The sequence below is a fragment of the Desulfofundulus luciae genome, assembly GCF_030813795.1.
GTDB lineage: Bacteria > Bacillota > Desulfotomaculia > Desulfotomaculales > Desulfovirgulaceae > Desulfofundulus > Desulfofundulus luciae.
This window is the reverse complement of record NZ_JAUSUX010000012.1, coordinates 38,545-51,094: the sequence shown is the minus strand read 5'-3', so window position 1 is coordinate 51,094 and position 12,550 is coordinate 38,545. Positions and strand designations below refer to the sequence as shown.

The window sequence follows — 12,550 nt, the reverse complement described above, 5'->3', positions numbered from 1 at the left end:
ATTACCTCGCTGAGTAAAGCTGATCTGATTATAAAAATATTCTGATAAAATCCCCAAAAATCCTGCCGCCGGAAAAACTTTTTCCGGCTTTTTAAAAGATTATTCCTGCCCCGGGATGGTTTGAACCCCGGCCCCAGCAACTAACCGGTGATAATACCGTATTTTTGCGCCCGGTATAAGAGGGCCGACCGGGTAATACCCAGCAACTGGGCGGCGCGGGTCTGATTGCCCCCGCTTTTCTGGAGGGCCTTGATGATCAGCTCCCTTTCCACCTGTTCCAGGGAAATGCCTTCATCGGGGAAGCGGATCACCAGGTCCTTTTCATTTTGGGGCGTGTTCAACAGCTCCTTGGGCAGGTGTTCGGGTAGTATCTCATTGCCCTGGCAAATGATGGCCGCCCGCTCAATAACGTTCTGCAGTTCCCGGATATTTCCCGGCCAGTGGTAATTGCACAACAGTTCCATGGCTGCCGGGGAAATTTTATTCACCAGGTACTTGGGGCGGAATTTTTCTAAAAAATGGTTGGCTAAAAGGGGAATATCCTCCTTTCTTTCCCGTAGTGGCGGCAGGTGGATCTGGAACACATTGAGGCGGTAATAGAGATCCTCCCGGAAAAGACCCTTTTCTATGGCTTCCGTCAGGTTGCGGTTTGTAGCCGCAATAACCCGCACATCCACATGGATTGTTTCGGTGCCTCCCACCCGTTCGAAGGACATTTCCTGGAGCACCCGCAGGAGCTTGGCCTGCATGGAAAGAGACATTTCGGTAATTTCATCCAGGAAAATCGTGCCCCGATCGGCCAGTTCAAAACGGCCCAGTTTGCGGGCAGAGGCCCCGGTAAAAGCTCCCTTTTCATGGCCAAAAAGTTCGCTTTCCAGTAATTGTTCGGGCAGGGCCGCGCAGTTAATGGCGACAAAGGGCCCGTCCCGGCGGGGGCTGTTCTGGTGAATGGCTACCGCGGTCACCTCTTTACCGGTACCGCTTTCCCCGGTAACTAACACGGTGGCATCGCTCGCGGCCACCCGCTCGATCAGCTTAATCACTTCCTGGATGGCCGGACTTTTCCCTACCAATTTGCTGTACTTTTTGGTTAACTCGGAGCGCAGGAAACTAACCTCGGTGGCCAGTTGGGTGATCACCAGGTTTTGTTTGATGACCATTTTCAATTCATCCAGGTCGAAAGGCTTGGTGATATAATCGGCCGCTCCGATTTTCATGGCCTCAATGGCCGTCTCGATGGTGCCGTGGGCGGTGAGAATAACCACCGGGATTTTAGGCTGCATTTCCCTGGCCTTGCGGAGTACATCCATCCCGTCCATCTCGGGCATTTTTAAATCCAGAATTACCAGGGAAGGTTGCTCCTCGCGGATTAGTTCCAGTCCTTTTGACGGGGAAGTGGTGGACAACACATGGTAGCCTTCCTGTTGCATGGCCCGTTCCAGTGCCCAGCAAAGATGCTGTTCGTCATCAATGATTAGAATTGTTGGTACCATGGTTAGCCCCTCCTGTCGGATCCATTATGGGTAGACATACGGTGAAGGTGGCTCCTTTTTCACTGGATGTTACATCAATGTTTCCGCCATGGCTGGCGACGATCTGGTGGCTGATGGACAGCCCCAGTCCGGTTCCGTCTTTCCGGGTAGTATAAAAAGGATCGAAAATCCGTGAGATTTCCTCGCTGGCAATTCCCGGGCCGGTGTCGCTGAACCGGATGTGCACGTGGTTGTTGTCGGCGTAGGTTTTGATGGTTAACCTGCCTCCGTCGGGCATGGCCTGGACGGCGTTCAGGATTAAATTGACAAACACCTGTTTAATGCGTTCTCCGTCCACTTCTATAAGCGGGATGTCCGGATCCTTTTCTACAGTTAACTGTACTTGATGTTGCCTTAGCAGGGGAGTGGTAAAGGTAAGCACCTTATCCAGCAGGGAATTTACCGACGCGGGATGGACGAAATTTTTCGTCGGTCGGCCGAAATCCAGCAACTCCTGGATGATTCTGTTCTGCCGGTCGATTTGCTCTTTTATGATATCGGTATACTGCCTGATATCGTGTACGTCCCTCAGGTCCTGCTCCATCACCTGGATGATGGTTTTAACAACGGAAATGGGATTGCGCAATTCATGGGCGATGCCGGTGACCAGGCGGCCGAGGGCGGCCAGGCGTTCGGACCGGTGCAGTTGCTCCTCCAGCTTTTCTTTTTCTGCGATGGAGCGGGCCATGCGGTTGATGGCCCGGGCAATTTGACCGGCTTCCCCGGGCAGGTCCGGAAGCAGGTGGTTCAAATCCTTTTCCAGGTGGCCGAGCCCTTCCTTAATCTGATTTACAGACCTGACGAGATTATGGACTAAAAACAGAACCCCTCCGGTGCAGGCAAAGAAAACAAACAGGGTCACGTAGCGGGAGATAAGGCGAAAATAGCGGCTCTGGGCAAAGATGGGATGCAGGCGTTCATCTACCCACGCCACCGCCACCAGCCTGCCGTCAATAATTAGAGGTGTTAGATATTCAAAGGTTTCATCGTTTAAACTGGTAGTCAATCGGGCCAGGGGACGCCGGCTGGCCACTACCGCCATCAACCCCGAATTGGCTTCATTCAAAATGCGTCTTTCCCTCTCCCGGCTTTCCTGGGGTGAGAGCTGGCGGTACTCGTGGAGAAAACCCTGCACGAAAATTTGGTTACTATCGGGCAAATAAAGGCCAAACCTGACGCCGGGATGGTTGGGTACCAGGGGACCGGTGACCTCGGTAAAGCTGGCCTGCAGGTAACTGGCCTGGCTTTCGGGATCAAGGTTTATAAATTTTTCGTCCCCCAGTTTTTTCTGCAGGGTTTCTTTCAGGCCGGGGACAACCTGCTTGTGCAATAAAGAGCCAAGGCGCTCCTCCAGGGAGGAAATCATGGCCTCTTCACTTTTGGTGGCAAAGATAAGGTCGTAAAGCAGCAATAATACCGGAATCAGCAGGAGCACCACAGTGATAGCCATAATTTGAAAGCGCAAACTGCGCCAGCTGACCCTCATCATGCTTTCCCCCTTTCCTGCCAGCCGGGTGATGGATAACAAACACCTGCTGTCTGAAAACAGACACCGGTTTCCCTTTAGTAATTAACTTCACAATCTCCTTTTTGCTCGCTGGTTAGATTCCCAACTGTCTGTTTTTAAACAAAGCCCCTTCCATCCTGAGAGGCGAAACCTGCTTTTTCCCGGGCATAACAGGCTGGTACGTAAAATGCAACACCGGTTAATAACTTTTTTCACAAGCCCTCGCGTTTATTATAACACAGCAATTGTCGCAAAAGAAATATCATCCGGCTAAATACCGGGAGTTTTTTGCCGGCTATCATGTGCATGGGGTTACAAGCACAAAGCCTTCGCGGGGACCGGTCAAGTGAGGTGATAAAGGGGTTATGGTGGAGAGGGATATGTTGCGGCTTTTCAATCGCCGCAAGGAAGAGTTCTTAAAAAAGATCACCCAGCAGGCCACGGAAGGCAAGGGGGAAAAGTCCGGTGTAATGCGCGAGCTCAAAAAATTTCTGGACTGGTTCGAGTCCTGGTTGCAGAGCGAGGAAAGCGTTGATATTGAACATGCTACTCCTGCCCCCGAGGAAAAGACCTTCGACCAATTTTTAGACGAAGTGCTGGTCGAGACCAAGCGCATCCTGGCGGAGCAAGACATCGAGGTGACATACACTTTACCCGGGCAAAACCTGGGGATCAGCGAGTCCTGGAAGTGCGTAAAGGTATTTGGCAATAACGATATTTACTACCGCATTGGCCGGACCCGGCCGCGAAAAGGGCCCTACCAGGGCCGGGAGCTTTTAGTTATCGACCTGGTTATGGATGGCTATAAAAAGCAGGTTTTTCTGCCCCTTCTGGAACTGAAGGTGGAAATTGAAAAACGCCTGGGGGCCGTGCTGGAAAGGGAACTGCCCAAGGTGGAGGCAACCGGCAAATACCGGCTGAAAGTGATCCTGCCCTATGAAGTTGTAAAAAGGGGCGATAGCTGGCTGGCGGCACGCAAGTTTGCCGACTTCATTGCCGTAACCAAGCCGTTAGTTAACAGGCTGGGCATTCAATGATGGCGGTCGAGCCTGGAAGGTTAGGGATAGGCATTATTCAAAAAGGGGGTGAAAAAACTGGCCAAAACAAGGAATAGGGACGGGTGTTCCCGGTGGGCAGGCCGGATGGTTCCCGGAATTAATTCAGGGTGTCCGGGATTTGAGGCCATACTAACAATGGATCCTGGAGGGATAAGACATGCTTGATTGGTTGGCTACCTTTACAGGGGGAGGGCTGGCGGCCAAAGCGACCGCAGCCGTGACCACCACTGGAGCGGCGGTAAGTACGGCTGCCGGGACCCCGGGTATGCCCTGGTGGGTGTGGCCGCTGCTCCTGTTTATTACCACCTTTTTGCTGGGTATTGTAGCCGTGCTTGGGGGTGTGGGCGGCAGTGTTTTGTTTGTTCCCATCGTGGGCAGCTTTTTTCCCTTTAACCTGGACTTTGTCCGCGGGGCGGGTCTGCTGGTGGCCCTGGCCGGGGCGGTGGCGGCAGGACCGGGCCTTTTAAAACTTAACCTGGCCAACCTGCGCCTTGCCCTGCCGGTGGCTTTAATTGCCTCCACCTTCAGCATGGTGGGAGCGTTTATCGGCCTGGCCCTGCCCAACAACTTGGTGCAGACCGCTCTGGGTATTACCATCGTGCTTATTGCCCTTTTGTTCATAGTTTCAAAAAATACGGAGTTTCCCCAGGTGGGAGGAAGCGACAAGCTGGCCCGGTTTTTAGGAATAGGTGGTACCTATTACGAACGTTCTTCGGGTAAAACCGTAGACTGGTCGGTATGGCGGACGCCGCAGGGTTTCCTTTTGTTCATCGCCATCGGGATCATGGCCGGCATGTTCGGTCTGGGTGCCGGGTGGGCGAATGTGCCGGTGCTGAACCTGCTCATGGGGGCGCCACTTAAGGTAGCAGTGGGCACCAGCAAGTTCCTCCTCTCCATTACCGATACGTCGGCGGCCTGGGTCTATTTAAACCAGGGTGCGGTGCTGCCCATTATTGCCGTGCCTTCCATCGTAGGCATAATGTTAGGTTCCTTCGTTGGGGTGCGGCTGCTGGCCACGGCCAAGCCCAGGGCCATAAAATACCTGGTGATCGTTTTGCTCCTGGCTTCCGGACTGCGTTCACTGCTCAAGGGGCTGGGGATCTGGAACTAGGTGTGAGAAAATAAGGAGGGGAAAAAATGGCCAAGCCGCAAGCGGAAATACTGAAAAGTCCCGTTCCGAAAGAAGCACCGGCAAAAGCGCCCGCGGCGCTACAGGTGGAGGTGGCGCCGGAGCAACTGGCCTACGCCAACGTGCTCCTCTACGGAGCCTGGTTGGGGATCGCCCTGTTGCTTTTGACCAACATTATTTACTTAACCGGACTGGTGAAGCCGTACATTGAACCGGCCATGCTTCCCCAGTACTGGGGCATGAAGGCCAGCGAGTTTGTCCAGGTGGCGCACATGCCCACCGGGTGGAGCTGGTTAAAGATGCTCGGTTACAGTGACTTCCTGAACTTTTTCGGCATGGTCCTTCTGGCTTCCTTAACCATCATTGGATACCTGATTCTCTTGCCGGCTTACCTGTCCAGGAAAGACGTACCGTATATTTTTATAGTCCTTACCGAAGTAGTTGTGCTCGTTCTGGCGGCTTCCGGTATCCTGGCCGTGGGCGGACACTAAAGGCATATTGATGGCGAAAGGTGCTGCGGCGGCCCTGGTGTCAGGTGTGGCTACGGCCTGAACTCCAGGGGCCGCCTCTTTTAAAATCCGTCATGTGAATGATATTACATGACAGTGGCGTTAGTGAATGAAATAAATCACAAAGCCGTATAGACAAAGGGCTGTGGATACAGTCAGGGTAAGCACGGGCAGGAGAATCTGCCAGCGGTTAACCCGGGCATCTTTTTCCGCCCGCACGGCGCGGGAAATTTCAATTTCCGCGAAGGGATGACTCAAGCTTTTTTCCCACCTTCCAAAAGGCGGTAGCCCCGGATGGTGTGCCAGCGGAGGACTTCGGAGGGGTTCGTAGAGGTAGGTGATGTTCCGCCGGTGGTAACTGGCGGGCAGCCCGGCGGGTCGTTTTTTATTTCGCTGTTGACTGCCTTTCAGCGGCCATAACATCGCCCTCGCCCCTTTCTTTATATTTTTAAAGACTTTTAAGGGTTTCTAAAGTTTTGCGGCACATTGCTGCGGGATAAGGCATCATTCCAGCGTACCTGGCAGAGGGAGGTTAAGGTGAAGCCGAGCATGGTGACCATGGCCGGCCCAAACATGAGCGCGGTGGTATAGAGGGGGGCCAGGCCGGCCGCCCGGCCGCCCAGCAGCACCACGGCGGAGCTTAATCCCCACCAGGCCAGGAAAATGCTTTCCTCCGGGTATTGTAGTTTCTCCCGCCGGAGATGCCACGCGTAGAGGTAGCCGGCCAGATAGCCTGCGCCGAGGCTCATGAAAGTTACTTCCGCTCCCGAAAAAGTGAACAGGTCGGGAAGGAAAATAATTGCGGCAAAGGCCCCGATCAAATACAGGGCAAAAGAAGCGGTGGCCCGGGCCTGCCGGCGGGATAGACCCGTCAGGTACATCAAAAGCGGTTCCAGGAGGGCACGGGTGTTTACTCCGGCCAGGCCTGTACAGAGGCCGATGGACCCACCAACAAGGCTTACCCGGCCTACCGTAATGTACTTTGGAAGTGGGAGCCCCGGTGCAGCAAGGGGGTGTCTCCAGAATAGACCGCCCGGGGGGAGCGGGTTTTCGTCCTCGTAGCCGAATTGGCAGTAGTGGCGGTAACGGCGGGCAGCGAAAAGGGCGGTGATGACCAGAACGGTGCTGTATATAAAAACGAGGGTTGCCGTACCTGTTGGCAGGGTGCTGAGCCGGAGTAGAAATTGTTTTCCGGTCACCATAAAGGGCAGGGATAAAATGGCTACGGTCATGCCCACCCGTTTATGAGCATGCCGGGTGCTCTCAGGGTGGTATATCAACTTTAGTTTACCGGCCGCATTAAGGAGGATACCGCCGCCTACGGCTGCGGGTAGGGGCAGGCCGGTAATGATCAGCAGGGGGATGGTAAACGACTGGTAAGCAGGACCGCCGGCGCGATATAAAAATCCTCCGGCAAAGCCGATCAGGGAAAAGACGGCCGGGATCATTTTATCCCCCCTTAATAAGGTATTGATCAGAGAATGCAGTAATGTACTTGTGATAACAAGCACATAATTTTTTACTGGTATAATAACATAAAATTTTTTGTGGTGCAATAGGTTGACATGCTACTTTGTGATATATAGTACATAAATATTCGATGCTTCCGCCGTGGAAAAACTTAAGTAGGGAACGGATTGACATTAACAGCCTCCGTCTCATGACGAAATTTTTAACCGATCTGGTACGGGCATACCTGGGTCGAGCCGGCTGAAACCGGTGGTTTCGGATTTTTCAGAATGGATGAAGGAATTAGACCTCCGGTAACGAATCATAACAATAATATACTGAATTAAACTGCAAGAACGATCTGTTTGCTCCAGAAGGGGGTTTTATAATGATTGCGCAACTGCCGCCTTGCAGTGCCAATTGCCCGGTTAACACCGATGTACCCGGTTACCTGGCCGCCATAGCCCGGGGGGATTATCAAAAGGCCGCCAGGCTAATCCGGGCTAACAATACCTTTGCCTCAGTATGTGGGTGGGTATGTCCCCACCCCTGCGAAGACCATTGCCGGCGGGGACAGGTGGATGCGCCGCTATCGGTACGGGCGTTAAAGAAGTTCGCCCTGGAAAAGGCCGGGGGAGAAAGCCTGTTTTCCGATAAGCCGACTGCGCAGTCCCTTCCTTACCGGGTGGCCATAGTGGGGGCCGGTCCGGCGGGACTTACCGCAGCCTGGGATCTGGCCAGAGCCGGGTACACCGTAACGGTGTTTGAACGCCAGCCCGAGGCGGGGGGACATTTATATGCTTCCCTCCCCACCTATCGCCTGCCCCGCCGGGTGGTGAGGGAGGATGTGGGTCGCATCGCCGCTGCCGGCGTGGAGATACGTACGGGGGTGGAGATTGGCAAAGATGTTTCGTTAACCGACCTGCAAAAGGAATATGATGCGGTAATCCTGGCCGTGGGCCTTTCCAAAAGCCGGGGCTTAAACCTGCCAGGGTTTGATCATCCCGATGTCCTGCTGGCCTTGCCCTTCCTGCAGGGGGCCAACCTGGGCCGCCCGGTGAACGTTAAAAAAAGGGTGATTGTTATTGGTGGGGGCGATGTGGCCATGGACGTGGCCCGGACCGCCCTGCGCCTGGGGGCTCAGGAGGTACGGGTGGTTTGCCTGGAGACCTGCGACATTATGCCCGCTCACCCATGGGAGGTAAAGGAAGCCCAGGAGGAAGGGGTAGAACTCTGCGCCGGATGGGGACCCGTCCGGGCGGTGGTGGAGGAAGGACAGATCCGGGGATTGGAAGTTAAAGGGGTGTTATCGGTTTTTGACGACCGGGGACGTTTTAACCCCACCTTTGATGAAGGCAGGCTCTCATTTGTTCCCGGTGAAATGATCATTCAGGCCATCGGGCAGTGTGCCGATCTTTCGTTCCTGGCGGGTAGTCAGGTGGCGGTCAACGAGCGGGGCCAGTTGATGGTGAACCGGGATACCCTGGAAACCAGTGTGCCCGGAGTCTTTGCCTGCGGGGAGGTGGCCTGTGGTCCCGGTCCAGCCATTGCCGCCGTGGCCAGCGGCCACCGGGTTGCCGCTGCAGTGCGGGCCTATCTGGAAAGAGTATCCCTTCCGGCCGTTAACGTAGCAACCATCGGTGAGTTGCCAGAAAGGGTACGCACCCGCTTACCGTCCTTTGCCAGGCAGGAAGTACCCGTACTTCCTGCCGACCAGCGCCAGCATTCCTTTGTGGTGCAGGAATTGGGGTTTCCCCCGGTACAGGCCCTGCGGGAAGCGGAACGCTGCCTGCGCTGTGGTTTAGGGGCGGAAGTGCTTAAGGAACGTTGCGCCGCCTGCCTTACCTGCCAGCGGGTTTGTCCCTACGGGGTGCCGGTGGTGGAAGGAAGAGCGAACATACCGGTGGAGGGCTGCCAGGGGTGTGGCATCTGTGCGGCAGCCTGTCCGGCCGGAGCTATTGTGCTGAAAGGATTACCGGAGCAAGAAGTGCATGCCCTTTTGGAGGAGGAAAAGAGGCAGGTCGGCGGGATAAGTCCCGCGACAGATCCACCGCTGGCCGTCTTTGTTTGCCAGCGGGCTTATTTCCAGGGACTGGCCCCGGAAGTTATCTCTTCCGCCCCGGGGTTGGGGCAGGTGCGGCTGGTTTCCCTGCCCACGGCCGGCGCGCTGGACCCGCTGTGGTTACTGAAAGCGCTGGAAGCCGGGGCTTTGGGCGTAGCAGTAATCACCTGTGGAGAAAATAACTGCCGCCATGCCGGTGGGGCTGCCCGGGTCAAGGAGCAATTAAAGCGCTTCCAAAAGTTGCTCGGGGAATTGGGGTACGAACCGTCCCGTTTGCAGTGGCACTGTCTGGGTGCCGGTGGGGATCCCCTGGCCTGGCTCAGTGAATTTGCCCTGGGCCTTGTACAGGCAAATAAATCCTGAATTCGCTGCCGGCCCCCTCTTCACTGTTTACCTCAATCCTCCCGCCGTGGTTTTCAATAATGCGGTAGGATATGGTCAACCCCAGGCCGGTTCCGGCATTCTTGGTGGTGAAAAATGGTGTGCTCAGCCGGGATAATATCTCCCCGGACATACCGTGGCCCGTGTCCCGTACCACCAGCAGGATTTCATCGGACTCGGCCAGCCAGCGGGAGATGAGGGTCAGTCTTTTTACGGGCTGTTCTTCCATGGCCTGCAGGGCGTTGTGAATTAAGTTCAGCAGTACCTGTTTGAGCTGGTCCGGTTGCGCATTGATGGAGGGTAATTCCGGGGCAAGATCCAGGACCAGCTCCACCTGGGTCAAAAGACACTGGCTCTCCACCAGGGGTAACAGTTCATTGATCAGCCGGTTCAGGTCTACGTTTTCGCCGTGGGTGGAGTGGGGGCGCGCCAGCACGAGAAAATTACTGATGATTTCATTGGTCCGATCGACTTCCTGGATAATTACATCCAGGTATTCTTTATTTTTTGCATCCTCTACGCGTTCGCTCAGGAGCTGCGCAAATCCCTTGATGGAAGTAAGGGGATTGCGCAGTTCATGGGCCATACCGGCGGCCATCTGGCCAACCACCACCAGCTTTTCCTGGTTGTGCTGGAGTTCCCGCTGGTGGCGCAGTTCCGTAATATCGCTGAAAACGGTGACCGCGCCGCTAACCCGGCCGTGCTTATCCCGCAGGACATCGGAACTGACCAACAGGTAAAAATCCTTTCCATTACATTTATACTGTACCTCCAGGGGTCCCAGTGCTTCGCCCTTTTCCAGAGTCTGCATAGTAACCAGGTTATTCCTGTCCACAGGGAAATACTCCCAGATGTTACGACCTATGGCACTGGAGGCCGCTACTCCAAAGATTTGTTCTGCCGTCCGGTTAAACATGATTACCCTTCCGGTGGCATCGACGACAATTACTCCTCCTACCATGCGTTCTAAAATTGTATCCGAGGTTTGTTTCAACAGGTCGTATTTTACTTCGGTGCTGATGTCCCGGAAATAAATAATGATGCCCTCCCGGTTATTTCCCTGCATCAGGGGTCTCGTTTCCAGGGCCAGGTGGATTTGTTCGCCGTTTTTGCCCGTAATCTCGATTTCCCGGCACAGCAGGAGGGATTCAGGATCCCCACCCGGGGGGCGGCTGGTTGTCTTCTCTTCCTGGAGCCATTGTGGCAATTCCGTTAATTTTTTCCCCACCACTTCTTCCCGGGCGTATCCTACCAGTTGTTCCCATGCCCCGTTGATATAGCTGATGTTTAGTTCGTTGTCCACGATCATGATGGCCATGGGGATACTACCCAAAATATCATTGAGGCGGCATTGCTTTTCATGGTTTTCTTCCCGGGGAGGGCCCTGGAACTGGTACTTGTATATAACAAAGGGCAGCAATACGGTTGTTAAAAGCAGCAGGGTTTGGCTTAAGACCAGATTTAATATTGTCCCCTGTTCGAGGGTTTTCTCCATGGTAATAATCGTGCTCATATGAAGGGTAAGAGAATAGAGTAAAATGACCAGGGAGACCGCTATTAAGACCAGGGGCCAGTTCCGCGCAAACAAACCGCATTCACCCTTATAGAGAGTTTTTAAAGCACTAATTAATTCAACGTTTAGAATCATTTTCCTGCCCCTGGTGACAAACTTTTCCTCAAAAACATCGAAGATTTTATTTTTTTGTCCACTCGTGGTATAAAAGACTTATGGCCATTAATTAACCAGCGGAGGTGGGATGTTGAACAGGACGCAGAAACAGATTTTCCGTACCCTGATGGCAAAACCCAGTACTTTCTGGCAGCTAATCAGGGAGCAGGATGGACACCTGGCTTATTTTACGCAGGTAATGGAAGAAATGCTTACCCTGGGTTTAGCCCGTTGTGAAGGCAATTACATTTATCTTACCGATAAGGGGAAAAAGCTGGCCCAGGACCAGGGTCTGTCCCCCTTGCAAACGCTGATCTGTCCCACTTGTGACGGGAAAACCGTTACCTTGCAGGGCAGTTTTTCCCGGGTGCTGGAAGAGTTTGAGGAGATTGCACGGCAGAGGCCACCGGCAATTGCCGAATTTGATCAGGGGTATGTGGATACAATGAGCACCGTAGCCCGGGTGGCCATCATGTACCAGCGGGGTGACCTGGAAAACCAGGATATCTTGCTCATAGGAGATGACGATTTGACCGGCATTGCCATAGCCCTTACCGGTATGGCCAGGCGCATTACCGTTTTAGAGGTGGATGACCGGCTGGTAGAGTTTATTGATGTCCAGGCCCGTAAAAAAGGCTGGGCCAATCTTTCCGTACACAGGTATGATGTGCGGCACCCCCTCCCCCGGGAGTTCCAGGGCCAGTACGATACTTTTTTGATTGATCCGGTGGAAACACTACCGGGCATCAGCCTGTTTTTATCCCGCTGTGCCCTGTCTTTGCGGGGCAAGGGCAGTGCCGGTTATTTCGGTTTAACCCACCTGGAGGCCTCCAGGGACAAATGGTACTTAATCCAAAAGCTGATCCTGGACATGAATTTTGTGATTACGGATATAATCCATAATTTCCAGGAATACGAGCTTGAAAAGGAAGGTTTTGTGAGCAAAAACTATCCACTTGTCCAAAGGGCCTTCGGCCGGCTGCCCGTGCCGGACATGAACTGGTACACCTCAAACTTTTTCCGGTTAGAGGCCGTAGGAAGGCCGCGGGTTCCGGAACAAGAAAATATTCCTGCCGGCCGCGAGTTTTATTTCGACGACGAAGCTTATGCCACTTTGCCCTAGTGTCTACCTTGCATACGCGGGTAGTTTGTGTTAGAATACATCCTGGTGTGAATTACACACGCCGCCAGACTTCTACAGGGGTGCCCCGTGAGGGGTTTTGTGGAAGGATGAGGGTGGCGGAGGAATCAAAA

General features: G+C 53.9%; 10 protein-coding genes. 5 read left to right on the top strand and 5 right to left on the bottom strand.

Annotated features, from left to right (window positions below):
• Positions 1 to 140: 140 nt before the first annotated feature.
• Positions 141 to 1,493: a sigma-54-dependent transcriptional regulator gene (locus tag J2Z49_RS08745; protein ID WP_307402188.1), complete on the bottom strand. Its 1,353-nt coding sequence runs from the start codon at positions 1,491 to 1,493 to the stop codon at positions 141 to 143.
• Positions 1,468 to 3,021 (bottom strand): ATP-binding protein, encoded by a 1,554-nt coding sequence (locus tag J2Z49_RS08740; protein WP_307402186.1) that lies wholly within the window; start codon positions 3,019 to 3,021, stop codon positions 1,468 to 1,470. The genes J2Z49_RS08745 and J2Z49_RS08740 overlap by 26 nt, the downstream gene beginning before the upstream one ends.
• 383 nt (positions 3,022 to 3,404) lie before the next feature.
• Here J2Z49_RS08740 and J2Z49_RS08735 point away from each other — a divergent pair, with 383 nt between their 5' ends.
• The 3 genes from J2Z49_RS08735 to J2Z49_RS08725 all read left to right on the top strand — a co-directional run bounded on the left by J2Z49_RS08735 (position 3,405) and on the right by J2Z49_RS08725 (position 5,717).
• Positions 3,405 to 4,076 carry a hypothetical protein gene (locus tag J2Z49_RS08735; protein ID WP_307402184.1) on the top strand — a complete coding sequence of 224 codons (672 nt, stop codon included), beginning with the start codon at positions 3,405 to 3,407 and terminating at the stop codon, positions 4,074 to 4,076.
• Positions 4,077 to 4,254: 178 nt separating this feature from the next.
• Positions 4,255 to 5,208, top strand: coding sequence for a sulfite exporter TauE/SafE family protein (locus J2Z49_RS08730; protein WP_307402180.1), 954 nt, complete (start codon positions 4,255 to 4,257; stop codon positions 5,206 to 5,208).
• A gap of 26 nt (positions 5,209 to 5,234) precedes the next feature.
• On the top strand, positions 5,235 to 5,717 hold the full coding sequence (locus tag J2Z49_RS08725) for a DUF1634 domain-containing protein (RefSeq protein WP_307402177.1): 483 nt from the start codon (positions 5,235 to 5,237) through the stop codon (positions 5,715 to 5,717).
• A gap of 120 nt (positions 5,718 to 5,837) precedes the next feature.
• On the opposite strand, the gene J2Z49_RS08720 is transcribed toward J2Z49_RS08725, so the two are convergent.
• Together J2Z49_RS08720 and J2Z49_RS08715 are read right to left on the bottom strand one after the other, a co-directional pair.
• Positions 5,838 to 5,993, bottom strand: coding sequence for a hypothetical protein (locus J2Z49_RS08720; protein WP_307402174.1), 156 nt, complete (start codon positions 5,991 to 5,993; stop codon positions 5,838 to 5,840).
• A 200-nt stretch (positions 5,994 to 6,193) separates the two neighbouring features.
• Entirely contained in the window at positions 6,194 to 7,183 is a 990-nt protein-coding gene (locus J2Z49_RS08715) for a sulfite exporter TauE/SafE family protein (RefSeq protein ID WP_307402172.1), read from the bottom strand.
• 389 nt (positions 7,184 to 7,572) lie between these two features.
• Between J2Z49_RS08715 and J2Z49_RS08710 the strand changes: the two genes are divergently transcribed.
• Positions 7,573 to 9,609, top strand: a complete 2,037-nt coding sequence (locus J2Z49_RS08710; RefSeq protein WP_307402170.1) for an FAD-dependent oxidoreductase — start codon at positions 7,573 to 7,575, stop codon at positions 9,607 to 9,609.
• Here the strand turns inward: J2Z49_RS08710 and J2Z49_RS08705 are convergent.
• On the bottom strand, positions 9,566 to 11,275 hold the full coding sequence (locus tag J2Z49_RS08705; protein WP_307402168.1) for a PAS domain-containing sensor histidine kinase: 1,710 nt from the start codon (positions 11,273 to 11,275) through the stop codon (positions 9,566 to 9,568). The two genes, J2Z49_RS08710 and J2Z49_RS08705, sit on opposite strands and share 44 nt — an antisense overlap.
• A 112-nt stretch (positions 11,276 to 11,387) precedes the next feature.
• Here J2Z49_RS08705 and J2Z49_RS08700 point away from each other — a divergent pair, with 112 nt between their 5' ends.
• Positions 11,388 to 12,419, top strand: a complete 1,032-nt coding sequence (locus J2Z49_RS08700) for a bis-aminopropyl spermidine synthase family protein (RefSeq protein ID WP_307402166.1) — start codon at positions 11,388 to 11,390, stop codon at positions 12,417 to 12,419.
• The last annotated feature ends 131 nt before the right edge of the window (positions 12,420 to 12,550 follow it).